Source organism: Achromobacter pulmonis (assembly GCF_902859765.1).
Lineage (GTDB): Bacteria > Pseudomonadota > Gammaproteobacteria > Burkholderiales > Burkholderiaceae_B > Achromobacter > Achromobacter pulmonis.
Genome location: NZ_CADIJV010000029.1, coordinates 24,426 through 48,474, shown reverse-complemented (window position 1 = coordinate 48,474; position 24,049 = coordinate 24,426). Strand labels below are relative to the sequence as shown.

General features: G+C 67.8%; 18 protein-coding genes. 11 read left to right on the top strand and 7 right to left on the bottom strand.

From position 1 onward, the window contains the following. The first annotated feature begins 85 nt into the window (after positions 1 to 85). The 8 genes from HV701_RS20935 to HV701_RS20900 are packed head-to-tail and all read left to right on the top strand — an operon-like array spanning position 86 to position 9,606. The gene (locus HV701_RS20935) at positions 86 to 2,287 is read left to right on the top strand and encodes an NfrA family protein (RefSeq protein ID WP_420809598.1); all 2,202 of its coding nucleotides are present in this window, start codon (positions 86 to 88) and stop codon (positions 2,285 to 2,287) included. 37 nt (positions 2,288 to 2,324) lie between these two features. Further along, a complete protein-coding gene (locus HV701_RS20930; protein ID WP_175134931.1) occupies positions 2,325 to 3,323 on the top strand; it encodes an alginate O-acetyltransferase AlgX-related protein in 999 nt (332 codons plus the stop codon). A 4-nt stretch (positions 3,324 to 3,327) separates the two neighbouring features. Further along, positions 3,328 to 4,434, top strand: coding sequence for an alginate O-acetyltransferase AlgX-related protein (locus tag HV701_RS20925; RefSeq protein WP_175134930.1), 1,107 nt, complete (start codon positions 3,328 to 3,330; stop codon positions 4,432 to 4,434). A 6-nt stretch (positions 4,435 to 4,440) separates the two neighbouring features. Next, positions 4,441 to 6,021: an MBOAT family O-acyltransferase gene (locus HV701_RS20920; RefSeq protein ID WP_175134929.1), complete on the top strand. Its 1,581-nt coding sequence runs from the start codon at positions 4,441 to 4,443 to the stop codon at positions 6,019 to 6,021. A 25-nt stretch (positions 6,022 to 6,046) separates the two neighbouring features. Beyond that, positions 6,047 to 6,286: an acyl carrier protein gene (locus HV701_RS20915; protein WP_175134928.1), complete on the top strand. Its 240-nt coding sequence runs from the start codon at positions 6,047 to 6,049 to the stop codon at positions 6,284 to 6,286. A 23-nt stretch (positions 6,287 to 6,309) separates the two neighbouring features. After that, a complete protein-coding gene (locus HV701_RS20910) occupies positions 6,310 to 7,785 on the top strand; it encodes an AMP-binding protein (RefSeq protein ID WP_175134927.1) in 1,476 nt (491 codons plus the stop codon). Beyond that, positions 7,782 to 8,465 carry an alginate O-acetyltransferase AlgF gene (locus HV701_RS20905; protein WP_175134926.1) on the top strand — a complete coding sequence of 228 codons (684 nt, stop codon included), beginning with the start codon at positions 7,782 to 7,784 and terminating at the stop codon, positions 8,463 to 8,465. Before HV701_RS20910 ends, HV701_RS20905 begins: the two co-directional genes overlap by 4 nt. A 10-nt stretch (positions 8,466 to 8,475) precedes the next feature. Then, positions 8,476 to 9,606 (top strand): acyl-CoA dehydrogenase family protein, encoded by a 1,131-nt coding sequence (locus HV701_RS20900; protein ID WP_175134925.1) that lies wholly within the window; start codon positions 8,476 to 8,478, stop codon positions 9,604 to 9,606. 12 nt (positions 9,607 to 9,618) lie between these two features. Here the strand turns inward: HV701_RS20900 and HV701_RS20895 are convergent, their stop codons facing one another. The 5 genes from HV701_RS20895 to HV701_RS20875 are packed head-to-tail and all read right to left on the bottom strand — an operon-like array spanning position 9,619 to position 13,917. Then, the gene (locus HV701_RS20895) at positions 9,619 to 10,599 is read right to left on the bottom strand and encodes a DUF4434 domain-containing protein (RefSeq protein WP_254595222.1); all 981 of its coding nucleotides are present in this window, start codon (positions 10,597 to 10,599) and stop codon (positions 9,619 to 9,621) included. A gap of 28 nt (positions 10,600 to 10,627) precedes the next feature. After that, positions 10,628 to 11,041 (bottom strand): YidB family protein, encoded by a 414-nt coding sequence (locus tag HV701_RS20890; protein ID WP_175134924.1) that lies wholly within the window; start codon positions 11,039 to 11,041, stop codon positions 10,628 to 10,630. 57 nt (positions 11,042 to 11,098) lie between these two features. Further along, entirely contained in the window at positions 11,099 to 12,355 is a 1,257-nt protein-coding gene (locus HV701_RS20885) for a lytic murein transglycosylase (protein ID WP_175134923.1), read from the bottom strand. Beyond that, positions 12,352 to 13,068 (bottom strand): MOSC domain-containing protein, encoded by a 717-nt coding sequence (locus tag HV701_RS20880; RefSeq protein WP_175134922.1) that lies wholly within the window; start codon positions 13,066 to 13,068, stop codon positions 12,352 to 12,354. The genes HV701_RS20885 and HV701_RS20880 overlap by 4 nt, the downstream gene beginning before the upstream one ends. Positions 13,069 to 13,074: 6 nt before the next feature. Next, positions 13,075 to 13,917: a ferritin-like domain-containing protein gene (locus HV701_RS20875; RefSeq protein ID WP_175134921.1), complete on the bottom strand. Its 843-nt coding sequence runs from the start codon at positions 13,915 to 13,917 to the stop codon at positions 13,075 to 13,077. 124 nt (positions 13,918 to 14,041) lie between these two features. Here HV701_RS20875 and HV701_RS20870 point away from each other — a divergent pair, with 124 nt between their 5' ends. Beyond that, the gene (locus HV701_RS20870) at positions 14,042 to 15,181 is read left to right on the top strand and encodes a GNAT family N-acetyltransferase (RefSeq protein WP_175134920.1); all 1,140 of its coding nucleotides are present in this window, start codon (positions 14,042 to 14,044) and stop codon (positions 15,179 to 15,181) included. Between the two features lie 3 nt (positions 15,182 to 15,184). On the opposite strand, the gene HV701_RS20865 is transcribed toward HV701_RS20870, so the two are convergent. Further along, positions 15,185 to 15,655: a cyanophycin metabolism-associated DUF1854 family protein gene (locus HV701_RS20865; RefSeq protein WP_175134919.1), complete on the bottom strand. Its 471-nt coding sequence runs from the start codon at positions 15,653 to 15,655 to the stop codon at positions 15,185 to 15,187. Positions 15,656 to 15,676: 21 nt separating this feature from the next. Beyond that, a complete protein-coding gene (locus HV701_RS20860) occupies positions 15,677 to 17,965 on the bottom strand; it encodes a cyanophycin metabolism-associated ABC transporter (protein ID WP_175134918.1) in 2,289 nt (762 codons plus the stop codon). Between the two features lie 260 nt (positions 17,966 to 18,225). Between HV701_RS20860 and cphA (HV701_RS20855) the strand changes: the two genes are divergently transcribed. Then, positions 18,226 to 20,841: a cyanophycin synthetase gene (gene cphA / locus HV701_RS20855; protein WP_175134917.1), complete on the top strand. Its 2,616-nt coding sequence runs from the start codon at positions 18,226 to 18,228 to the stop codon at positions 20,839 to 20,841. Positions 20,842 to 20,902: 61 nt separating this feature from the next. Further along, entirely contained in the window at positions 20,903 to 23,473 is a 2,571-nt protein-coding gene (gene cphA / locus HV701_RS20850; protein WP_175134916.1) for a cyanophycin synthetase, read from the top strand. Positions 23,474 to 24,049 lie beyond the last annotated feature (576 nt).

Sequence of the window (24,049 nt, the reverse complement as noted above, 5' to 3'; positions counted from 1 at the left end):
CGACTACAACCGCGCCGATTATCCGGCCGCGCAGCGCGGCGCCGAACAAGCCTTCCGCATCGATCCCAAGCAAGGCGCCTGGGCCATGCTGTGGCTCGATGCGCTGGAAGCCCAGGGCAAATATGCCGAGGCCGAGGCTGCCGCCGACAAGGCCATCGCGCTGGGCGCCCCCAACAAGAACGACCTGACGGCGCGCCGCACCACCATGAAGCGCCGCCTGGCGATCAAACCGGCCGAACAGGGCTATCAGGCGCTCATCGCCAATCGCCCCGGCGATGCCGTGCCTTTGGCGCGCCAGGCCGTGGCGCTGGCCCCCGACACCGCCAGCCACCGCCTGCTGCTGATGACCGCGTTGATGCTGGACAACCAGCTGGCCGCGGCCGAGGATGCCGCCACCGACGCGCTCAAGCAGGACGATGAAAACACCGTCGCGCTGGTGATGCGTGCCTACCTGCGTCAGCGCCAGGGCAAGACGGCGCAGGCCAATGCCGACTTCGACGCCGCGCTCAAGCAGGACTGGCTGGACGACGACCAGCGCCGCAACGTGCGCCTGATCGCCGCCGACGCCGCACTTGCCGGCGGCGAAACCCAGCGCGCGCTGGCCCTGCTGGCGCCGCTCGGCAACAACGACGAAGCCGCCACGGCCCGCCGCAAGCGGGCCCGCTCGGCCCCCGCCGTGCCGGCCACGCTGACACTGGCCAATTACCCCGCGCCCTTGCAGGACTGCCGCGATACCCCTTACGGCACGTCATGCGAATTGCTGCCCTCGGATGCCGCCGGCAGCGGCGGTCCGGCCGCCCAGGCTTATGCCGCCTATGCGCGCGAGGACTACCAGGAAGCGATTGCCCTGGCGCGCAAGGCGGCCGAACAGGACCCTGCCAACAAGGAGTTCCAGCGCCTGCTGACCACCGCGCTGGCCGCCGGCAATGCGGCGCAGTTGGCGGAAGCCGAACGGCGCATGGGCGCAGCGTTGGCGGCACAGCCCGACGACCCCGCCCTGCTGATGCAGCGCGGCTACCTGCACCAGCGCATGGGCCAGCCCGGGCTGGCGCTGCAGGACTTCCAGGCCGCGCGCGCCACCGGCAAGGCACCGCCGACCGTGATACTGGACGAAGGCTATGCGCTGTCCGGCGTCGGCGATAAGCGCGGCGCGGTGGAAAAACTGAAGCAGGCCATCGACGAAGCCGATGCCGGCAAGCTGCCGTTGACACCGCAGCAGCGTTTCGACACCCGCAGCGGCGTTGCCGGGCTGTCGCGCGAATGGGGCGGCTACGTCTCGGCCGGCTACCGGGGGGCCCGGCCGGCATCCTCCGGACTGGGCGGCGCGGCCATCACCGTGCCGGGCGACGCCGTGTTCAGCACGGCCGAGATTTTCTGGCGGCCAGCCGACTTCCTGAACTCCTCGACCCGCACGTTCGAGCTGTATGGGCGCCTGTCCAACACGCTTTACAACAAAGGCGGCAGGACCACCAGCCAGACCGTGTCGGACCCCTGCGGTGGCACCATCAATGTGGCCGAGACCTCGAACCAGGGTATTTCCGGCATCCCCACCACCGTGGGTTCGCTGGGCATGCGCTTCACGCCGTCCACCGAGGTCGGCCTGACTTTCGGCCTGGAGCGCCAATTCAACCTGGGAACCGCCACGCGCAAGGGCACGTTCAGCCCGGCGCCGGCGGACCTGCGCTGCGGCCTGAACCGCAGCAACCAGACTGCCTACTACAAGACCGACGCCGGCAGCGGCGGCTGGCTTGCCTATGTCACGTATGGACTGTACGAAGGCACCACGCTGCGCATCGACCGTCCCGACTGGTTCACCATGGAAGGCTACGTGCAGGCGGGCTATTCCTGGCAGGACATGTCGGCGCGCCTTTGGAAGCGCAACAACGCCACCGGCGCCGACACCGACCAGACCTCGGGCAAGATCAAGCGCGATCAGGCCTTCGGCGCCGGCGAATTGCGCGTGGGCCGCAGTTACCGGATGGACGCGATCAGCGACCGCCTGGTGTTCTTCCCCTACGCGGTGGTGGGCGTCGACTGGCTCTGGAACAAGAACCGCATGGTCGGCCTGGACATCAATGGCTCGGATTCGTATGGCCAGCTGGGCGACGGCTCCTCGTGGTCGATGGGCGCCGGCCCCGGCTTCAATCTGCGTTACTGGTTCCGCGAAGACCACTACAACGCGCCGCGTTCGTACCTGGACCTGACCACCCAATACCGCTTCAACATCGGCGGCGGCCAGGCCGACCGGGCCAAGGGGTTGTTCATCAACCTGACCCTGTCGTATTGAACCGCGCCCGCACATACCCATGAAGGAGTCCGCAAGCATGACCCCCCTCACCTTCCGCCCGCCGCGCCGCGTGCGCCTCGCTTCGACGCTGTGTGGCGCGCTGCTGGCGCTGGCCGCTGGCGTCTCGCAGGCGCAGCAGGCCTCATCCATCGTCATCCAGGGCAAGGACAACTGGTTGTTCCCCGGCTGGGGCAGCCTGACCCAGGTAGACATGCGTGGCATCGACGCCTCCACCCGGCTGGTGCGCGAAGCCCGCGATGCGCTGGCCGCCAAAGGCATCCAACTGGAAGTGCTGGTGCTGCCCGACAAGACCCTGTTCTACCAGGACAAGCTGCCCGATGGCACCACACTGAGCGCCGACGTCAAGAAGCGCTACCAGACCATCCTGGACAAGCTCAAGGCCGCCGGCATCGCCACCATCGATGACGAAGCCGTGCTGCGCCGTCTGAAGGACAGCGGCCAGAACGTCTTCTATCGTACCGACCAGCACTGGACCCAGGCCGCCGCCGATGCCACCGCCGAGGCCCTGGCGCAGCGCATCAAGCAGGACGTGAAAACGCTGGCCGGCAAGCCCGGCACCGGCATGGCGCTGGGCAGTGTGGTCAATGAACGCCGCTATGGCGACCTGGCCGAACTGTTCCTGACGCCCGACCAGCGCAAGCAGGCCGGCCGCGAAACCTTCACCGTGCGCCGCCAGGCCGACAATCAGAGCCTGATCGACGACGCGCCGGCGCCGGTACACGTGACCGGCCACAGCATGGTGCAGCCGTATTTCGGCTTTCCCCAGAAGCTGTCCAATGCGCTGGACCGTCCGGTTTCGGTGAACTGGAAGCCCGGCAACGTCGGCCAATGGATCATGCTGCTGGAATACCTGGAGTCGCCCGCCTTCAAGCAGAACAAACCGCAAGTGCTGGTGTGGCAGATGTTCGAGCCTACCTACGCGCAGGGCCCGGATGCCAAGGGTCTGTGGGACAACGCGTCCATCATGACCGTCGACGCCTGGCGTAGCCGCATGCAGGCGGCGGTGGGAAAGTAACGCCGTGGCCCAACCGGACAAGGCGGTCGCGGTGGCGACGCAGCCCGGCCATCGGCGCAACGCGATCGTGATCGGCGTGCTGCTGGCGCTCGGCCTGGGCTGGGGCGCCTGGTGCCTGGCGCAGGCCAAGCTGCGCGCCGCGGACATCGCGCCCGCGGCGTGGATGAACGGCTCTGCCGGCGCCCGGCTGAACCAGTCGCTGCGCCTGCCGGCGCAGGGCGCGGTGAATACCTGGAACGCCGCGATCCGCTATCGCGTGTTCGGCGACCTGGGCGATCAGGTCGCCATGGGCTGCCCGCAATGGCTGTTCTATCGCGACGGACTGCGACCGCAGCCCGGCGTCCATGTCTTCGATGAACGCCTGCGCCTGATGCGCCACTGGGTCGACCAATTGCGCCAGCGCCAGGTACAGGTCCTGGTGGTGGCCGTGCCCGACAAATCCCGCATCGAGGCCGACCACCTGTGCGGCCAGACGGTGTCGCTGCCTATGCGGCAGACGCTGGATGCCTGGCAACAGGCGCTGAGCGCGCAGGGCGTGCCCTTCGTTGACCTGCGCGAGGCGCTGGCGCAAGCCGCGGCGCCGCGCTTCTTCCGCACCGATGTACACATGAATGCCAGCGGCGCCCAGGCCGCCGCCGCCCAAGTGGCGCAGGCCGCCTTGCCGCTGCTGGGCGGCCGCGGCAGCCAGATCTTCAAGGAAACGCCGACGGGCACGCCGCAACCGCGCATGGGCGACCTGATCGTGCTGGCCGGGCTGGAACAGGCGCGCCCGGGTTGGCGGCCCGAACTGGACCTGGCCGCGCCGCAGAAGATCGAGCCGGTGCGCGGTGGCGGGCTGCTCGACGATACGCCACCGGTGGAAGTGCTGTTGGCGGGCAGTTCCAACGGCCGCCGCAGCAATTTCGCCGAACGGCTGGGCAGGGACCTGGGCCGCGAGGTCTGGAACCTGAGCCTGGATGGCGGCCAGTTTTCCGGGGCCTTGCTGGTGGCGCTCAAGCAACGCGAACATTGGCCCAGCAGCCTGAAGCTGGTGATCTGGGAGTTTTCCGAAATGGCGCTGTCGCTGCCGCTGACCGAAGACGAGAAATCCGTGCTGGCCCGACTGCCCTGAACCCAGATGCTATTCAACTCCTACCTGTTCCTGCTGATCTTCCTGCCCGTCACGCTGGCCGTGTACTACGGCGCCGGACGCCTGAACCTGCGTCTGGCGGCGCTGTGGCTGTGCCTGACCTCGCTGGTGTTCTATGGCTGGTGGAATCCGCAGTTCGTGGTGCTGCTGGCGGGTTCGATCGCCTTCAACTTCCTGGTCAGCCTGCTGATCCTGCGCACCGCCGCGCGGCCAAAGCTGCAAGGCCTGATCGTGGGCCTGGGCGTGGGCGCCGACCTGGCGCTGCTGTTCCACTACAAGTACTTCGCCACGCTGCTCAACTTCCTGGCCGACCTGGGCATGACCAACTCGACCATGGACGCGATCATCCTGCCGCTGGGCATTTCGTTCTTCACCTTCACCCAGATCGGCTACCTGCTGGATTGCCGCGCCGGCGTGGTCAAGGAACGCAGCCTGCTCAGCTACGTGCTGTTCGTGACGTTCTTCCCGCACCTGATCGCCGGCCCGATCCTGCATCACAAGGAGATGATGCCGCAGTTCGCGCAGCCCGAGAACTACCGCTTCAAGGCCGAGAACCTGTCGGTGGGCGGCATGCTGTTCGTGATCGGACTGGCCAAGAAAGTGCTGTTGGCCGACGGCATCGCGCCCTACGCCGACGCCGGCTTCGCCGCGCCGGGCGAGTTGCTGTTCTGGGGCTCGTGGGGCGCCAGCCTGTGCTACGCCTTGCAGCTGTATTTCGACTTCTCCGGCTATTCGGACATGGCGCTGGGCCTGGCCAAGATGTTCGGCATCCGCTTCCCGCTGAATTTCAATTCGCCCTACAAGGCCGGCAGCATCATTGAATTCTGGGCGCGCTGGCACATGACGCTGACGCGTTACCTGACCGCCTACCTGTACTACCCGGTGGCCATGGCCATCTCGAAGTGGCGCACCGACCGCAATCTGCCGGTCGGCGCCCAGGGCGTGGCCACGGCGGGCGGCTTTCTGGCCAGCATCGTCACGCCGACGCTGTTCACCATGGCGCTGGCGGGGGTCTGGCACGGCGCCGGTTTCCAGTTCCTGGTGTTCGGCCTGCTGCACGCCATGTACCTGTCGGTGAACCACGCCTGGCGCATCTTCGTGGTCGGCCGCAAGCCGGCGGCCGCCCGCAACCTGGGCGTGGCCCAGCGGGCCGCCTGCGTGCTGCTGACTTTCGTGGCGGTGCTGGTGGCGCAGGCCTTCTTCCGCGCCCACGGTGTCGGCGACGCCATGCTGCTGATGCAAGGCATGATCGGCCTGCGCGGCATGGAAACGATGGACCTGGCCACCCACGTCGGCGGCCTGGCCTGGGGCGATGCCTGGCGGGTGCTGGTCGGCCATCACCTGCAGCTGATCTATGCTGTGGTGCTGCTCGGCATCGCCTGGTTCGCGCCGAATGCGCACCAGATCCTGGGCCGCTACTCGCCGGCGCTGTTCAAACCCCAGGAGGCGCCCACGCCATGGATGCGCTGGCGCCCCAATCTGGCCTGGCTGGCCGTGATGCTGGCCCTGCTGTTTTTCTGCCTGGTGAACCTGCACAAGGAAACCCGGTTCCTCTATTTCCAATTCTGACCGCGGCGCGGTCGCGGAGCACGCTATGGACATCAATGACATCGAAGCCAAGGTGGCCGAACTCATCGAAGGCATCATCCTCACCAAGGTCGATCCCGATACCCTGCTGATCGAATCCGGGCTGGTGGACTCGCTGGCCGCGGTCGACGTGGCGCTGGCGGTGGAGCGCCAGTTCGGCTGCAAGATCCCGCCGACCGAGATCGACGTGCATCTGGAGTCCGTGCATACCCTGGCGGCATTCATCGCGGAGCACGCGCGCGCCTGACATTTTCCCTTGGGGGCTGCAACATGCGTTTTGATTTCAAGGCCTACGATTTCGCCGACACCGACGCTGGCGCCGACGCCATCGCGGTGGTCGACGCGCAGGGCCCACTCACCTGGGGCGCGTTGCTGACGGCCACCCAAGCGTGGGAACAGGAAGCGCTGCGGGCGGGCGTCACCGCCGGCGTGCCGCTGGTTCTCTCGGGCCACAAGGAGGCCACCTTTCTGGTGGCGATCCTGGGCTGCCTGCGGCTGCGCGTGCCGTTCGTGCCGGTCGACGTCATCAACCCGCCCGAGCGCATCGCCCGCATCGGCGAACTGGTGCGCGCCGGCCTGCGCTATGACGCACAGGCCGGCGTCTTCGCTCCCGCCTGCGCCAGCCCCGCGCCGCTGGCCGAACACGGCCTAGCCTACATCATGTTCACTTCCGGCAGCACCGGCGACCCCAAGGGGGTGCAGATTGGCCGTGAAAGCGTGACCCTGTTCGCCGGCTGGATTCGCGACTGCCTGAACCTGGGCCCGGCGCCGGCGTTCATGGACCAGATGCTGTTCAGCTTCGACTTCTCGCTGTTCAACTGGGTTGGCGCGCTGGAACTGGGCGGCACCTGCGTGCTGTGCCCGCGCGAAACCATCGCGCAGCGCGATACCTTCGTGCAGTACCTGGCGGACACCGGCATCAACGTCTGGGCGTCCACGCCTTCGTTCGTGCGCCAGCAGCTGTTCAACCCGGACTTCGAGCAGGCCCGCCTGCCGCGGCTGCGGGTGTTCATGTTCGGCGCGGAGTCGCTCACCCCCACGCTGGCCGAAGCGCTGTGGCGGCGTTTTCCCACGGCGCGCATCATCAACTCGTACGGCCCCACCGAGGCGACCTGCTCCACCACCTGGGTCGAGATCGATTCCGGCCTGCGTGCCGAGGCGCCCAATCCGTTCCCCATCGGCCGCGCCAAGCCCTATGCCGAGGTCTTCATCGAGAACGGCGAGATCAGCATCGTCGGCGACCACGTCATGCGCGGCTATCTCAACCGCCCGGACCTGAACGCCTCGCGCATGTTCACGCGCAATGGCAAGCGCGGCTACCGCAGCGGCGACCTGGGCGAGATCGACGCGCGCGGCCTGGTGACGTTCCGCGGCCGGGTCGACGACCAGATCAAGCTGCACGGCTACCGCATTGAACTGGCCGAGATCGATGCCGCCATCGCCGCCCTGCCCGGCGCACGCGCTGGCGCCACCGTGGCGCTGCGCCGGCCCGATGGCGCTATCATCCGACTGATCGGCTTCGTCGAGCCCGCGGCGGCCGGCCCCGCAGGCCTGCAACCGCTGCCGGCGGCACTCGATGACTGGAAAGCCGTGCTGGGCCGCACGCTGCCCCCTTACATGATCCCGTCCGAGCTGGTCGCCTGCCATCGCTTCCCGACAACCAGCACCGACAAGGCGGACCGCAAGCAACTCGAGCGCATGTATCTCGATGCCCGCCTCAGCAAGAAACCGGAGCCGCAAGCATGATCCGTCGCATTCATTTTTCCACCCTGGCATTGGCGCTGGCGTTGGCCTTGCCGGGCGCCGCCGCGCAGGCCGAGGGCGTGTTCGCCCAGCTCTATGCCGCGCGCCCGCCCGCGGGCTCGTCGTTTGTGCGCGTCGTCAATCCCGAGGCCAGCCCCGTGCGCGTGCAGATTGCCAATGGCCCGTCGCAGGAGATCAGCCCGACCCAGCCCGCCAGCACCTATGCCATCGTCAAGGGCAATCAGCCGTTCAACCTGCTGATCGACGGTAAACCGGCGGCCAGCCTGCAGGTCAAGCCCGACACCTTCACCACGCTGGTGGTGCGCCGCGACGGAGCCAACGCCACCTACGCCGCCATCGATGACAGCAATGGCGCGCAGGACGCGCTCAAGGCCGAACTGCGTTTCTACAATCTGGCGGCCGATTGCCCTGCCGCCAGGCTCGAAGTCAGCCCCACCGGTCCCACGCTGTTCCAGGACGTCAAGCCCGGCGCCTCGGCGGCGCGCGCCATCAATCCGGTCAGCGCCACGCTGGCCGCCGGCTGCGGCACGGTGCGCTCGCCCTCGTTGGTGCTGCCAGCCTTGCAGCCTGGCGACCATTACAGCCTGTTCCTCACCGGCAGCGCCACCGCGCCCACCCTGCACGGCCAGGCCAGCGCCACCGACCCCTACGGCAGCAAGTAAGGAGGGCCCCATGCGCCGCGTTTTCCGGGACGACCACGAGCTCTTTCGCGATCAGGCGCGGCGCTTCGTCGCCCAAGAGATCGCGCCGCATTATGCCGAATGGGAAAAGGCCGGCATCGTACCGCGCACGCTCTGGCGCCGCGCCGGCCAGGAGGGTCTGCTCAACTGCGCCCTGCCCGAGCCCTACGGACTGGGCGGCGATTTCGGCCACGCCGCGGTGGTGATCGAGGAGCTGGCGCGCGCCAACTTCCTTGGTATCGGATTCTCGATCCACTCCGACATGGTGTCACCCTATCTGAACGCCTTCGGCACCTCCGAGCAGAAGACGCGCTGGCTGCCCGCGATGACGCGCGGCGAAATCATCGGCGCCATCGCCCTGACCGAACCGGGCGCGGGCAGCGATCTGAAAGCGGTGCGCACGCGTGCGCATCGCGACGGCGAAGCCTATGTGCTGAACGGCCAGAAGACCTTCATCACCAATGGCGTCAACGCCGGCCTGGCGATCGTGCTGGCCAGCACCGCCCCCGATCTGGGCGCGCGCGGCCTGTCGCTGTTCTGTGTCGAGGAAAACCTGCCCGGCTACACCAAGGGCCCCGCACTGAACAAGATCGGCCAGCATTGCCAGGACACTTGCGAACTGTATTTCGACGACGTGCGCCTGCCAGCCGACTGCCTGCTGGGCCAGGAGAACCATGCCTTCGAATATCTGACGCAGGAACTCGCGCGTGAACGCCTGGCGATCGCGCTGCGCGCCGGCGCCTCGCTCGAAGGCATGCTGGACGACGCCGTCGAATACACCCGCAACCGCAAGGTATTCGGCCGCCGGGTGTTCGACTACCAGAACACGCGCTTCAAGCTGGCCAGCGCGCGCGCCCAGAGCGCCATGCTGCGGGTGTTCCTGGACGATTGCCTGGCGCGCCACATGGCCGGCGAACTGGACGCCACCAGCGCCGCCATCGCCAAGCTCAACGCCACCGAAATGCAGGGCGCGGTGCTGGATGACCTGCTGCAACTCTACGGCGGCTATGGCTACATGGCCGAGTACGGCATCGGCCGCGCCTGGGTCGACGCGCGCGCGCTGCGCCTGTTCGGGGGCACCAGCGAGATCATGCGGGAAATCATCGGGCGGGGCTTTCTCTGAGCGTCCGCGGATTCAGGCCCGCGCCGCCATCCAGGCATCGCGCAGCGCGCGGGCCTCAGGCGTGTCGCCAATCACCCAGGGATCGATCGTGAACGCCACGATGCGCTTGGCGCCGTAGCCACGGGCCACGTCCCATTGCTGCTTGACCCGGCCGAAATCGGCCGAACGCGCCTTGAACGTGGTGCCATCCGTGCTGCCCGAAGGCAGTTCCTCGAACAGTTCCATGATCAGATCGAATGACGCCCCCCGCCGCAGCAGCATGTCGTGCAGCGGTTCCAGCGCCCGGTAGTTGGCCAGGCCCGCCACGCCCACGCCATCTTGAATCATGGGATGGATGCGCACCTGGTCGAGGATCAGCGCCCACAGCTTCATCAGCGAGCCACCGCCCGGGAGCCGGCTGTGATAAGTGGATATCGACGGGAGTCGACCGCAACTGGCCAGCGAGGCGCTGGCGAAGGCGTCCAGCCACGGCAGCAGCAGCGCCTGGCGCGCAGGCCGCGCCCAGTTGTATTGCTCCAGCTCGTAGGGCACGTACCAGCCGCGGAAATTCTTCCGCTCGGGCCATGCGGCGTTGCGCATATAGGCCACGCCACGGTCGCGGGTGCGGTTCAGGTAGGCGGCCAGCGCCGCCTTGTCCGGCGAGGCCAGCATGTTCCACCAGCGCTGGTCGTAAGGCAGGCCGACATGCACGCCCAGGCCATGGCGCTGCGCCTGATCGAAGATCGCATCCAGCAGCGGCCGCGGCGCCATCCAGTCGTCGGGCCGGCCGCCCTCCAGGCCGACCCATTGCAAGAAGATCTCGCGGCAGCCCAGTTGGCGATAGGCGGCAAAGCGGCGGTCCCATTCCTCGCGCGTCAGGTCGAGATGGCTGCGCCACAATTGCAGGAAGGTCGCGCCCAGTGAAATCGGCGGCGCACAGGCCGCCAGCGGCGCGAGCGCCGCCAGCGCAGCCGCCTGCAGCAGGCGACGGCGCGTCAGCGAGGAATGCCGCACTCGCGCCAGAGGACAGTCCCTGCCGGGTTCAGCCGCGATTGCCGAACAGGCCCGGCAGCGCCGCCAGCAAGTCGGCCGGGTTGAATCCCTGGCCCGGCTGGACCGCGCCTTCAGGCGTGGCCTTGTCGATCAATTGCGGCAGCAGCGCGGACAACGAACCCAGCACCGAGCCGGTATCCTGGCCGGTCTTGCTGGCCAGTTCGTTGACCACGCCCGGATCCAGCACGCGGCCAAGCTGGTCGGCGCTGACCGGCAGGTTCTGGCCCTGGCCGATCCACGAGGCGATGATTTCCCCCAAACCGCCCTGCTGGAAGCTGGCGATCAGGCCGGACAGCCCCCCCGGGTACTTGTTCAGTTGTTCAATCAGGGCCGGCAGCAGCGAGGCCGAGCCCCCTTGCTGGCCGCCGCTGGCCATCGAGGTCAAAGTATCCAATAGGCTCATCGCCATGCTCCAGGAAAGTCGGAAATCCAGTATAGGCCCAGGAGGCCAGGGCATCCGTCATTCGGCGCGCACGGGAGCCGATCTTTGCAAAACTTGTCCTTTGGCCCGGCCCTGGCCGGCGTCGCGCAGCGCCTGCAGGGCCTTCTGGCCGGCGCGGCCATCGGCGGTCAGGCCCAGGGCACGCTGTGCCGCCCGCAAGGCCGCGCGAGTGCGTTCGCCGATCATGCCATCGGGTTCACCCGGTTCATAGCCCAGCGCGATCAGCAGTTTTTGCAGTTCGCGCCGCTCGGCCCGCGACAGGCCGGGATCGTCCGTCGGCCAGGGCTGCGCCAGCGGCCCGCCACCACGCAGGCGTTCGGACAGGTGCGCAATCGCCAGCGCGTAACTCTCCGCAGCGTTATACGAATACAGCGCATCGAAGTTGCGTGTCACCAGGAAGGCTGGCCCCTGCGGACCGGCCGGCAGCAGCAGGCCCGCAGGCGTGGCGCCGGGCGGCAATGGCGTGCCATCGGCGCGCGTCAGGCCCTGCCCGCGCCAGAACGACAGCGGGCGCTTGTGTTTACGCCCGCTGCCAGCCGTACTCAAACCCGCCGGCAGCTTGACCTCGTAGCCCCAGTCCAGGTCGCGGTTCCATCCCGCGCGCTTGAGAAAGTGCGCGGTGGATGCCAACGCATCCGGCACGCTGTCGATCAGGTCGCGGCGGCCGTCGCCGTCGAAATCCACCGCCAGCCGCAGATAGGTCGAGGGCATGAACTGGGTCTGGCCAAAGGCGCCGGCCCATGAACCCTTGAGCTTGTCCGGATCGATATGCTCGTCCTGGATGATCTTGAGCGTGGCGTAGAACTCGCCGCGGAAATACGCCTGCCGGCGGCCGAAGCAGGATAACGTCGACAGCGAGGTCAGCAGCGGCCGCCCGCCCAGGGTGCGGCCATAATTGCTCTCGACGCCCCACACCGCCGCGATGGTGGCGGCATCCACGCCATAACGCGCGGCGGCGCGGTCGAGCTCGGTGCGCCAGCGCGCGATGCCCTCCCGACCATCGGCGACGCGCTCGGTGTCGACCAACGCCGCCATGTAATCCCAGATCGGCGTCTTGAATTCAGGCTGCGCATCCAGCAGGCCGATCACGGCCATGTCGGGAGACAACCTGGCGGTGTGCGCATCGTAGGTGGCGCCGGACACGCCAGCCTTGATGGCCGGCGCGCGCAGGCCGGCCAGGCAGGCCGCGAAGGCATCGGCCGCCCGCGCGGCCGGCGGACACAGCGCCAGCGCCAGCGTAAGCGCAGCCAGGACAGCGGCGTGACGGGGGGTCATGTCGAGGGGGGCCCCGTGCGGGGGCCGGCCGCGTCGCCCTGCAAGCGCGGCTGCCAATCTTCGATCTGGCCCAGGCGCGCGCGCTTCTCGAACAGCGCGCGCCAGTTGGGCGAAAGCGTCGGCAGCGCGGCCAGTTCGCTCAACGTGGGCACATCCAGCACCCGGCGATTGAGAATGTCCTGGACCCGGGCCAGCGTCCATTGCGGATGGGGCCGCTCGCGCAGCGACAGCACGTCGCCCGGCGCCAGCCAGCCTGCGCGCAACACGCGGTAGTACCAGCCAGTCTTGCCGCTGGCCTGCACCCGCGCCGCCATGCCGGCATGGTCGAAACGATGATTCAGCTTCCAGCACGGCTGGCGCGCCTGCGACACCTGGATCAACGCCTCGCCCACGGCATAGATGTCGCCCACGCAGACATCGTGCTCGGTCATGCCTGTCGTGGAGAGGTTCTCGCCGAACGCGCCCGGCGCGTCCAGCACGGCGCGCGCGCCCAATTCACGCAACCAATCCGGATAGTGATCACGCGCGTAATGGTGCAGCGCCTTTTCCGGCCCGCCATGGAAACGGCGGTCGGCCTGCGCGTCGCCACGCAGCCCCTGCGCGCCCAGCCACAGCGGTATGGCGACCGGGTGCTTGTCGATGCCGCTGTCGCGGCCGGAATCGCCCAGCGGGCGCACATCGCCCGTCAGCAGCGCGTCGATGACAATATCCATGCGCCGCTATCCCCGGTCCGCCTGCAACGCCGCCAGCTCGGCGTCGTCGAAGCCGGCGGCGCGGCGCGCCTGCAGGTTGAAGGGCCCGCGCAGGCGCGGCGCCCGGTAGCGCGCGGCCAGCTCGGCGTAGCAGGCGACCGGTTCCCTGCCCTGTTCGGCGCACAGCCGCTTGAACCAATGGTTGCCGATCGCCACATGGCCGATCTCGTCGCGCAGGATGATGTCGACGATGGCCGCGCTCTGCGCATCGCCCGCGCCCGCCAGCTTGTTGCGGATCAGCGGCGAGGCGTCCAGCCCGCGCGCCTCCAGCGTGCGCGGCACCAGCGCCAGCCGCGCCAGCAGATCGTCGCGGGTGCGTTCGGCCATTTCCCACAGGCCATTGTGGCCGGGAAAATCACCGTAGGCGTGGCCCAGGTCGGCAAGGCGCTGGTTGAGCAGTTCGAAGTGGCTGGCCTCTTCGCGCGCCACCCGCAACCAGTCGCGATAGAACGCCTCGGGCATGCCGGCAAAGCGCCAGAGGATGTCCAGCGCCAGGTTCACCGCGTTGAATTCGATATGCGCCAGGGCGTGCAACAGCGCGGCGCGGCCCTCCTGCGTGGCCATGGAACGCTGCGGCACCTCGTTCGGCGCGACCAGCGCCGGTGCGGCTGGCCGGCCCGGCAGCCCGGCCAGCGCGGCGTAGGGGCGCGCGCGGTCCAGTGGCGCATCGTCGTCAATGGCGCGCACGCGCGCCAGCTTGTCGGCCCAGCCGCAGGCGGCCAGCGCCTGCAGCGCCTGGGCCCGCAGGCAGGCCGTGTCGCGAGGGGGCGGCCGATTGCCGTCGGGGGGGAGGATCGAATTGCTATCCATCAGGATTTCCGCTGTGCGGCGGCCGCGAGCCGCCCGCTGGACAAAGACCAAAGCAAACACAATAACCCTGCGCACTCATCAGGCGCGGTGCGCCGCGCGCCAGCGGAGACTTTATCATTCGTCCATGGATTCGCCGCTCCGCCTGACCATCGAAACCGACCTGTCCCGCGTTGCCGCCCCCCAGTGGGACGCGCTGGCCGGCGACCAGCCGTTCCTGCGGCATGCCTTCCTGCATGCCCTGCACGACAGCGGCTGCGCGGCGCCACGCACCGGCTGGTCGCCTCACTACCTGATGCTGTGGCGTGGCGACACGCTGGCCGGCGCCGTGCCGCTATACCTGAAATCGCATTCCCGCGGCGAGTACGTATTCGACTACGCCTGGGCCGACGCCTTCGAACGCCATGGCCTGCGCTACTACCCCAAACTGCTGGCGGCGGTGCCGTTCACCCCCGTTTCGGGTCCGCGCCTGTTGGCCGCCCGCGACGAAGACCGCGACACGCTGGTGCGCGGGCTGGTGGCCTTCGCCGAAGAGATCCAGGTTTCGTCGCTGCACCTGTTGTTTCCCGCCGCGGCCGACCTGCGCGCGCTGCGCCAGGCCGGATTCATGATCCGCGAAAGCGTGCAGTTCCACTGGACCAATCCTGGCTACGCCGACTTCGACGCCTTCCTGGCCACCATGAGCCATGACAAGCGCAAGAAGATCCGCCAGGACCGCAAGAAGGTGGCGCAGGCCGGGCTGGCGTTCCGCTGGCTGCGCGGCGCGCAGATCGACGCGGCCGCCCTGGACTTCTTCTACCAGTGCTATTGCCACACCTATTTCAACCACGGCAATCCGCCCTACCTGAGCCGCGAATTCTTCCTGCGTGCCTACCACGACCAGCCCGACGCTTTCGTGCTGATCCTGGCCGAGCGCGACGGCCAGCCGGTAGCGGCGGCCCTGAACCTGGCGGGCGGCGACGCGCTCTACGGAAGGTATTGGGGCGCGACGGAATACGTGCCGGGACTGCATTTCGAGACCTGCTACCTGCAGGCCATCGCCTTTTGCATCGCCCACGGCCTGGCGCGCTTTGAAGGTGGCGCACAAGGCGAACACAAGATGGCGCGCGGGCTGCTGCCCACGCCTACCTGGTCGGCCCATTGGGTCGCCGACCCGCGCTTCGCGGCCGCGATCCAGCATTTTCTCGACGAGGAAACCGCCGCGGTGGACGACTACCTGGGCGAACTCGAGGCCCACACGCCGTTCAAGCGCGCGGCGCCGGACTGAGGCTTACAGGAAACGGTCCAGCAGTTTGCGGCTGTGCTTGTCGAGCGACAGAATGTCGCGCACCAGGTAGAAGATGCCGTGGCTGTCGGCGATCAGCAAAGTCTGCGGCCCCAGGCGGCGGATGTCTTCCTCGCCGCGCAGCGTGAACCGGGTCGGTCCCCTGTCGGTTTCCACGCTCCAGACACTGGGCGTGGCGAAGGTGGACACACTGGACAGCTTGCGAATCTCGGGCATGAACTCGCGGCCGGCCAGTTCTTCTTCGATCAGCGCACGCTGGGCGGCGGGCACCTCGGCCAGCCGTTCGACCCACAGCAATTCGCGGCCTTCGCTGGTCACCAGCGACAAACCGCGGTCGGCCTCACTGATGGGAAAGGCGCGTACCGGGATCACGCCTTCGTGCGCAACGCCATCGGCGCCCTGGAACACCAGGCGCCCGAAGGCATTGCGTCGCAACTGGAAAACGGGAAGCGTCATGACGGTTATCTCGGTTCCGTGTCAGGCCACGGCGGCCATGTCGTCGCTGCCCGGGGACGACTGCGCGTCGGCCTCGGCCTGGCGCGCCTGCGCCTGGTACAGGCGATAGTATGCGCCCTCGCGCGCCATCAGCGCCTCGTGGGGCCCCTGCTCCACGATCTGGCCACGATCCAGCACCACCAGCCGGTCGGCCTTGCGCAAGGTGCTCAGGCGATGGGCGATGGCGATGGTGGTGCGGCCGCGCACCAGGTTGTCCAGCGCCTTCTGGATCTCCTTCTCGGTGGTGGTGTCCACCGACGAGGTCGCCTCGTCCAGGATCAGGATGCGCGGGTCGATCAGCAGCGCGCGTGCGATCGAGATGCGCTGGCGTTCGCCGCCGGACAACGCCTGGCCGCGCTCGCCGACCAGCGAGTCGTAACCATGCGGCAGCCGCAGAATGAACTCATGGGCATGGGCGGCGCGGGCCGCGGCGACGATCTCGTCACGCGTGGCATCCGGTTTGCCGTAGGCAATGTTCTCGGCGATGGTGCCGAAGAACAGGAACGGCTCCTGCAGCACCAGGCCGATGTTGCGGCGGTAGTCGGCCACCCGCAACGAGCGGATGTCGGCGCCGTCCACCAGGATCGCGCCTTCCGACACGTCATAGAAGCGACAGATCAGGTTGATCAGCGTGCTCTTGCCCGAACCGCTGTGGCCCACCAGGCCGATCATTTCGCCGGGCGCGATACTCAGGTCCAGCCCGCGGATGACCTGGCGATTGCCGTAGCGGAAACCAACATCGCGCAACTCGATGCGGCCATTGATCTGCGGCAGCCTGGCCGGGTTCTGCGGTTCCGGCACGCTCGACACATGATCCAGGATATCGAAGATGCGCTTGGCGCCAGCGGCCGCCTTCTGCGTCACCGACACGATGCGGCTCATCGAATCCAGGCGCGTGTAGAAGCGCCCGATATACGCCAGGAACGCCGCCAGCACGCCCACCGTGATCTGCTTCTGCGACACCTGCCAAATGCCGAAGATCCACACCACCAGCAGGCCCACCTCGGTCAGCAGCGTGACGGTGGGCGAGAACAGCGACCAGGTGGTGTTGACGCGGTCGTTCACTTCCAGATTGCGGTTGTTGGCCTCGCGAAAACGCGCCACTTCGCGCTTTTCCTGGGCGAAGGCCTTGACCACGCGGATGCCGGGAATGGTGTCGGCGAGCACGTTGGTGATCTCCGACCAGATGCGATCGACCTTCTCGAAGCCATGGCGCAGGCGATCGCGCACCGCGTGGATCATCCAGATGATGAACGGCAGCGGCACCAGCGTGACCAGCGCCAGCCAGGGATTGATCGACACCAGGATCACCGCGGTCATGGCGATCATCAGGATGTCGTTGGCGAAGTCCAGCAGGTGCAGCGACAGGAACACGCAGATACGGTCGGTCTCGCTGCCGATGCGGGAGATCAGGTCGCCCGTCCGCTTGCCGCCGAAATACTCCAGCGACAGCTGTTGCAGGTGTTCATAGGTCGTGGTGCGCAGGTCCGCGCCGATGCGTTCGCTGACCCAGGCCAGGATATAGGTGCGGGCCCAGCCCAACCCCCATGCCAGGAACGCCGAGGCGAGCAGCCCGCCCAGGTACAGCCGGACCTTGTCGTAATCGATGGGAGCGCCGTTCTGGAACGGGATCAGCACATCGTCCATCAGCGGCATGGTCAGGTAAGGCGGCACCAGGGTCGCCGCGGTGCCCAGCAGGGTCAGCAGGAAGCCGGCCAACAGCGGGCCGCGATACGGCCGCGCAAAGCGCCACAGGCGCAGCAGCGCCCAGGTTGAAGACGGCGCCGCCTGCTCCTGATTGCAAGTCGGACACTCCTCCTGCCCGGCCGGGATGGTGTTGTTGCAGATGGCGCATGGGCGCTCGCCCGGGACCGCGGCCGGCCGGCCCGACAGGCGGATGGCCTGCTGCGCCTCGAACTGCCCCAGCAGCCGCAGCGCGGCCGGGTTGCAAGCCAGGGTGAATCGCCAGATGCCCAGGCGGGCGGCGTCATCGTGCAATTCCAGCACGGCGGCGCCGGCATGGTCGGATAGATTAAGGGACAGTTGGGGACCGTAGCACCAGCTTTCCCAAGCGGTATCGGCCGGATTGCGCGCGATCAGGCGGCGGTCCGTCACGGCGACCAGGCCCGGGCGGAACTTCAGGCGCTGATCCAGGTCTATTTCGAGCCAGGCGAGCAGGGTTTCACCCTGCGCCAGTTCCGCGCGGAATTCATCCCGCCAACGGGCAGGAAAGGCTTCGGCCAGGCCGGAAAGCAGGTGTGGTTTTTTCATTGGAACGCATACCGGGCCAGGACTCTGCCCTACAAGGCGGCGACGGCTTTCCGGCACCAGGCTGGAAACGTGTCCCTTCCTTACAACACAACGAGTTCACGCCTTTGAAGGCGTCGTATAGTATCAGCCGATTTTTCTAATTAGGAATATCTGGGATCCCCCACTCGTTGGCATTATTCTTAAGGCGCAACCCCAATAAATCCGCGGTCTTGCACAGGGGCGTCCGCGCGTGCCAACCTGCTTCTCAAGTAAATTAAAACATGAAAAAGAAAGACATTGAATTTCTCGATGTCGTGGCTTTGCGCGGCCCGAACATTTGGACGTACCGTCCGGTACTTGAGGCATGGGTGGACATCGGCGAACTGGAGGACTCCCCCTCCAACACGATTCCCGGCTTCTACGAGCGCCTGACTGCCTGGCTGCCGACCTTGATCGAGCACCGCTGCAGCCCGGGCGTGCGGGGCGGCTTCCTGGCCCGCGTCAAAGAAGGCACCTGGCCCGGCCACATTCTCGAGCATGTCACCCTTGAGTTGCAGAATCTGGCCGGCCTGCGTGGCGGCTTCGGCAAGGCCCGCGAAACCTCCACCCGCGGCGTCTACAAGGTCGTGGTGCGCGCCTGGCAGGAACAAGTCACGCGCGCGGCGCTGAACGAAGGCCGCGATCTGGTCATGGCCGCCATCGAAGACCGCCCGTTCGACGTCGAGGCCACGGTGGCGCGCCTGCGCCGGCTGGTCGACCAGCACTGCCTGGGGCCCAGCACCGCGTGCATCGTCGATGCCGCCGATGACCGCGACATTCCCTACATCCGCCTGTTCGAAGGCAACCTGGTGCAGTTCGGCTACGGCGCGCGCCAGCGCCGCATCTGGACGGCCGAGACGGACCGCACCAGCGCCATCGCCGAAGGCATTTCGCGCGACAAGGACCTGACCAAGGAACTGCTCTCGACCTGTGGCGTGCCGGTGCCGGAAGGCCGCCTGGTCGACAGCGAGGACGACGCCTGGTCGGCCGCCGAGGACATCGGCCTGCCAGTGGTGGTCAAGCCGTACGACGGCAACCACGGCCGCGGCGTGTTCACCAACCTGACCACCCGCGACGAAGTGATCTCCGCCTACCGCGTCGCCGTGGACGAAGGCAGCGGCGTCATCGTCGAACGCTTCGTGCTGGGCAACGAACACCGCCTGCTGGTGGTCGGCAACCGCATGGTGGCCGCCGCCGCCGGCGAGCCGGCCTGGGTCACGGGTGACGGCAAATCCACCATCACCGAGCTGATCGACAACCAGCTCAACACCGACCCGCGCCGCGGCCGCACCGAAAACCATCCGCTCAACCCGGTGCGGCTGGACTCGGCCGCGCGCCTCGAAATCGCCCGGCAGGGCCTGTCCGAAGACAGCGTGCCGGCCGATGGCCAGCGCGTGCTGGTGCAGCGCAGCGGCAACGTCGCCTTCGACGTCACCGACCGCGTGCATCCCAGCGTCGCCGCCACCGTGACCCTGGCCGCCCGCGTGGTCGGCCTGGACATCGCCGGCGTGGATCTGGTGGCCGAGGACATTTCGCGCCCGCTGGACGAACAGCGCGGCGCCATTGTCGAAGTCAACGCCGGTCCTGGCCTGCTGATGCACCTGAAGCCGGCCGACGGCACGCCGCGCCCGGTCGGCCGCGCCATCGTCGACCATCTATTTCCCGAAGGCGATGCCGGCCGCATCCCCATCGTCGGCGTCACCGGCACCAACGGCAAAACCGTGGTGGCGCGCCTGGTCGCGCGCCTGCTGCACTTGTCGGGCAAGCGCACCGGCCTGGCCTGCAGCGAAGGCCTGTACCTCGACCGCCGCCTGGTGCAGAAAGGCGACCACGCCGACTTCGCCTCGGGCACGCGCGTGCTGATGAACCGCAACGTTGACGCCGCCGTCATCGAGAACGACAGCGGCGTAATCCTGGGCCAGGGCCTGGCCTATGATCGCTGCCAGGTGGGCGTGGTCACCAACATCGACGATGCCGATCACCTCGGCGATTTCGACATCAACGAAACGGAACGCATGTTCAATGTGTTCCGCACCCAGGTCGACGTGGTGCTGCCCACCGGCGCCGCCGTGCTCAACGCGCGCGACCCGCGCGTGGTGGAGATGGCCGAGCTGTGCGACGGCGCCGTGATCTTCTTCGGCATCGACCCGGCCCTGCCCGCCATCGCCGCCCACTTGCAACAGGACGGCCGCGCCGTGTTCGTGCGCGACGGCGCCATCGTGCTGGCGCAAGGCGCGCACGAGGAGCGCCTGGCCGACGTCGCCGCCATTCCGCTCACGCATGGCGGCCGCGTCGCCTTCCAGGTCGAGAACGTGCTGGCCGCCGTCGGCGCCGCCTGGGCGCTCGGCATTCCGGTCGAACTGATCCGCGCCGGCATCGAGACCTTCGACATCGACCAGGCCGACGCGCCCTGGCAGTTCACGCTGTTCGAGCGCAACGGCAGCACCGTGGTGGTGGACGACGTCCACAACGCCTCCGCGCTGCGCCCGCTCATCACCGCCATCGACCAATTCCCCGCGACCACCCGCGCCGCCGTGTACTCGGCCGGCGCCGACCGCCGCGACGTGGACCTGATCGAACAGGGCAAACTGCTGGGCGATGCCTTTGACCGCGTGGTGCTGTACGACGACAGCACCGTCACCAGCAAGCGCCCGGCCGGGCAGGCGCGCGCGCTGCTGCGCCAGGGCCTTGAACAAGGCAGCCGCGTCAAGCAGATCCTGGACGAGCCGGATCACGGCAAGGCCATCGAAAGCCAGCTTTCCGGCATCGCCGCCGGCGACTTCGTGCTGCTGCAATCCGACGAAGCCTTCTCTGGCCCGACCATCGATCTCGTCCGCCGCTGGATCCAGCAACACTGACATCATTGCGCGCGCCGCGTTCCTTGTCGCGGCGCGCCTAAGCTAGACAGGAATACCTGCCATGGAAGTTTCCCGTATCCGAGCGCTGCGCGGCCCCAATCTGTGGAGCAAGAACACGGCGATCGAAGCCATCGTGTCGTGCGCCGATGCCGAATGCTCGATCGACAACTTGCCCGACTTCGAAGCGCGCCTGCGCGCGCGCCTGCCGCAGACCGGCCTGCTGCGTCCCGAGGGCCACCAGGGCGCGGTCTCGATCGCGCACGTACTGCAGATCGTCGCGTTGACGCTGCAGGCCCACGCAGGCTGCCCCGTCACCTTCGGCCGCGCCTCCTCCACCATTGAGCCGGGCGTATTCCAGGTGGTGGTGGAATACAGCGAGGAAGAAGTCGGCCGTCTCGCCATGGACCTGGCGCAGCAGCTGGTTCAGGCGGCGCTGGACGACGCGCCGTTCGACCTGGCCGACGCACTGAAGCGCCTGCGCGAACTGGACGAGGATGTGCGCCTGGGCCCCAGCACCGGCGCCATCGTCAATGCCGCCACCGCCCGCAACATCCCCTTCCGCCGCTTGACGCAGGGCAGCATGGTGCAGTTCGGCTGGGGCAGCAAGCAGCGCCGCATCCAGGCCGCCGAAACCGACCTGACCAGCGCCATCTCCGAATCGATCGCGCAGGACAAAGACCTGACCAAGATGCTGCTGCACGCGGCCGGCGTGCCTGTGCCGTTGGGCCGTTCCGTCACCAGCGCCGAAGATGCCTGGGCCGCCGCCCAGGAGCTGGGCGGCCCGGTGGTGGTCAAACCGCGCGACGGCAGCCAGGGCCGCGGCGTGGCGGTCAATATCGAGACGCGCGAGCGCGTGATCCAGGCCTTCGAAGTGGCCGAGGAGATCAGCGCCGAAGTCATCGTCGAACGCTACATTCCCGGCCACGACTTCCGCCTGCTGGTGGTGGGCGGCGCACTGGTGGCCGCCTCGCGCCGCGATCCGCCGCAGGTCACCGGCGACGGCGTGCACACCATCCGCCAACTGGTCGACCAGGTCAACGCCGACCCGCTGCGCGGCGACGGCCACGCCACCTCGCTGACCAAGATCCGTTTCGACGAGATCGCACTGGCCACGCTGAAAAAGCAGGGCTTCGATGCCGATTCGGTGCCAGCGCCGGGAACCCTGATTTTCCTGCGCAACAACGCCAACCTCAGCACCGGCGGCTCGGCCACCGACGTCACCGATGAAGTGCATCCCGAGATGGCGGCGCGCGCGGTCTCGGCCGCCCGCATGATCGGCCTGGACATCTGCGGCGTCGACGTGGTGGCCGAAAGCGTGCACCACCCGCTCGAAGAGCAGAACGGCGGCGTGGTCGAAGTCAACGCTGCGCCGGGCCTGCGCATGCACCTGAACCCGTCGTTCGGCAAGGGTCGCGCCGTGGGCGAAGCCATCATCGCCAACATGTTCGCCGATGGCGAGGATGGCCGCATCCCGGTGGTGGCGGTGGCCGGCACCAACGGCAAGACCACCACGGTGCGGTTGACCGCGCACATCCTGGGCGTGGCCGGCAACCGTGTCGGCATGACCAACTCCGACGGCGTCTACGTCGACAACCTGCGCATCGACACTGGCGACTGCAGCGGCCCGCGCAGCGCCCGCAGCGTGCTGATGCATCCGGACGTCGACGCCGCTGTGTTCGAGACCGCGCGCGGCGGCATCCTGCGCGAAGGCCTGGCCTTCGACCGCTGCAACGTCGCCATCGTCACCAACATCGGCATGGGCGACCACCTCGGGCTGGGCTACATCAGCACCGTCGAGGATCTGGCCGTGGTCAAGCGCGTCATCGTGCAGCACGTGCACCCGAACGGCACCGCCGTGCTCAACGCCGCCGATCCCATCGTGGCGGAAATGGCCCACAGCTGCCCCGGTTCGATCACCTATTTCGCCGAGGATCGCAACCACCCGGTCATGGCCACGCACCGCGCCCAGGGCCTGCGCGTGGTCTACCGCGACGGCGATGCCATCGTCGCGGCCCAGGGCGCCGAGGAAACCCGCTTCCCGCTGGCCGAGATCCCGCTCACGCGCAATGGCGCCATCGTGTTCCAGGTCGAGAACGCCATGGCCTCGATCGGTGCGGCCTGGGCGCTGGGCCTGGACTGGAGCGTCATCCGCCGCGGCCTGGCCACGTTCGTCAACGACGCGCAGACCGCGCCCGGCCGCTTCAATGTGTTCGACTATCGCGGCGCCACCGTGATCGCCGACTATGGCCACAATCCGGATGCCATCCTGGCGCTGGTGCGCGCGGTCGACGCCATGCCCGCCAAGCGTCGCTCGGTGGTCATCAGCGGCGCTGGCGACCGTCGCGACGAAGACATCCGCATGCAGACCGAGATCCTCGGCGAGGCCTTCGACGACGTGCTGCTATACCAGGATCAATGCCAGCGTGGTCGCGCCGACGGTGAGGTCCTGGCCCTGTTGCAGCAAGGCCTGGTCAACGCCAGCCGCACTCGCCACATCGAGGAGATCCACGGCGAGTTCTTGGCCATCGACACGGCGTTGGCGCGCCTGAGCGCCGGCGACCTGTGCCTGATCCTGGTAGACCAGGTGGAAGAAGCGCTGGCGCACATCGCCCAACGCATCCGCGAAGCCTGATCCCGGTCGCGGGACCGAATGAAAACGGGGCGCCTTGTGCGCCCCGTTTTCATTGCCCGGCCCTTCAGCCGCGGACCGACAGGTCAGGCGCCGCCGCCTGGTACCGGTCCGTCACGTGGGTGCAACCGAGCGCAGCCATCGCGGCCAGCGCCAGCAGGATCGTGCCAAGGAATCGTTGCGTCATGCATGTCCTCTCTGTGTGAAGGGGTCCCGGCCACGCGGGCAGCAAACTCGTGTGCGGAACCTGCCCCGACTGTACCGGCGCGCCGGCCACCCGGCCAGCCGCGGATGGCCCGCCTGCTCGCCGCTATTGCCGTCTCGCCCGAGGTGCGGGTCGGGTAGGCCTCCGTCAGGTAGGCCTCCGTTACCTGCCCCGCTCAAAACGGCTCAATACGTTGCTCAGATGTAACTCCCGCTCTTGGTACGCCTGCGCTACCCCTCGTCGAAGGACGCGCGATTTGCCCCGTCCCCGGCAGTTACATTTACCCACAGCGTCCTTTGACAGGGCGCGCGGCCGGCCTGTACCTTGAACTCAAGCTGATCAGTGCCCAACTCAACCGCGAATGCAGACGCTCA

What these genes read in the sequence shown, in the direction of transcription:
- HV701_RS20935 (WP_420809598.1), top strand. Translation starts at nt 86, where the DNA reads ATGCTGTGGCTCGATGCGCTGGAAGCCCAGGGCAAATATGCCGAGGCC.
- cphA (WP_175134917.1), top strand. Translation starts at nt 18,226, where the DNA reads ATGAAAAAGAAAGACATTGAATTTCTCGATGTCGTGGCTTTGCGCGGC.
- HV701_RS20930 (WP_175134931.1), top strand. Translation starts at nt 2,325, where the DNA reads ATGACCCCCCTCACCTTCCGCCCGCCGCGCCGCGTGCGCCTCGCTTCG.
- HV701_RS20875 (WP_175134921.1), bottom strand. Translation starts at nt 13,917, where the DNA reads ATGGATAGCAATTCGATCCTCCCCCCCGACGGCAATCGGCCGCCCCCT.
- cphA (WP_175134916.1), top strand. Translation starts at nt 20,903, where the DNA reads ATGGAAGTTTCCCGTATCCGAGCGCTGCGCGGCCCCAATCTGTGGAGC.
- HV701_RS20920 (WP_175134929.1), top strand. Translation starts at nt 4,441, where the DNA reads ATGCTATTCAACTCCTACCTGTTCCTGCTGATCTTCCTGCCCGTCACG.
- HV701_RS20880 (WP_175134922.1), bottom strand. Translation starts at nt 13,068, where the DNA reads ATGGATATTGTCATCGACGCGCTGCTGACGGGCGATGTGCGCCCGCTG.
- HV701_RS20910 (WP_175134927.1), top strand. Translation starts at nt 6,310, where the DNA reads ATGCGTTTTGATTTCAAGGCCTACGATTTCGCCGACACCGACGCTGGC.
- HV701_RS20885 (WP_175134923.1), bottom strand. Translation starts at nt 12,355, where the DNA reads ATGACCCCCCGTCACGCCGCTGTCCTGGCTGCGCTTACGCTGGCGCTG.
- HV701_RS20915 (WP_175134928.1), top strand. Translation starts at nt 6,047, where the DNA reads ATGGACATCAATGACATCGAAGCCAAGGTGGCCGAACTCATCGAAGGC.
- HV701_RS20890 (WP_175134924.1), bottom strand. Translation starts at nt 11,041, where the DNA reads ATGAGCCTATTGGATACTTTGACCTCGATGGCCAGCGGCGGCCAGCAA.
- HV701_RS20865 (WP_175134919.1), bottom strand. Translation starts at nt 15,655, where the DNA reads ATGACGCTTCCCGTTTTCCAGTTGCGACGCAATGCCTTCGGGCGCCTG.
- HV701_RS20905 (WP_175134926.1), top strand. Translation starts at nt 7,782, where the DNA reads ATGATCCGTCGCATTCATTTTTCCACCCTGGCATTGGCGCTGGCGTTG.
- HV701_RS20870 (WP_175134920.1), top strand. Translation starts at nt 14,042, where the DNA reads ATGGATTCGCCGCTCCGCCTGACCATCGAAACCGACCTGTCCCGCGTT.
- HV701_RS20860 (WP_175134918.1), bottom strand. Translation starts at nt 17,965, where the DNA reads ATGAAAAAACCACACCTGCTTTCCGGCCTGGCCGAAGCCTTTCCTGCC.
- HV701_RS20900 (WP_175134925.1), top strand. Translation starts at nt 8,476, where the DNA reads ATGCGCCGCGTTTTCCGGGACGACCACGAGCTCTTTCGCGATCAGGCG.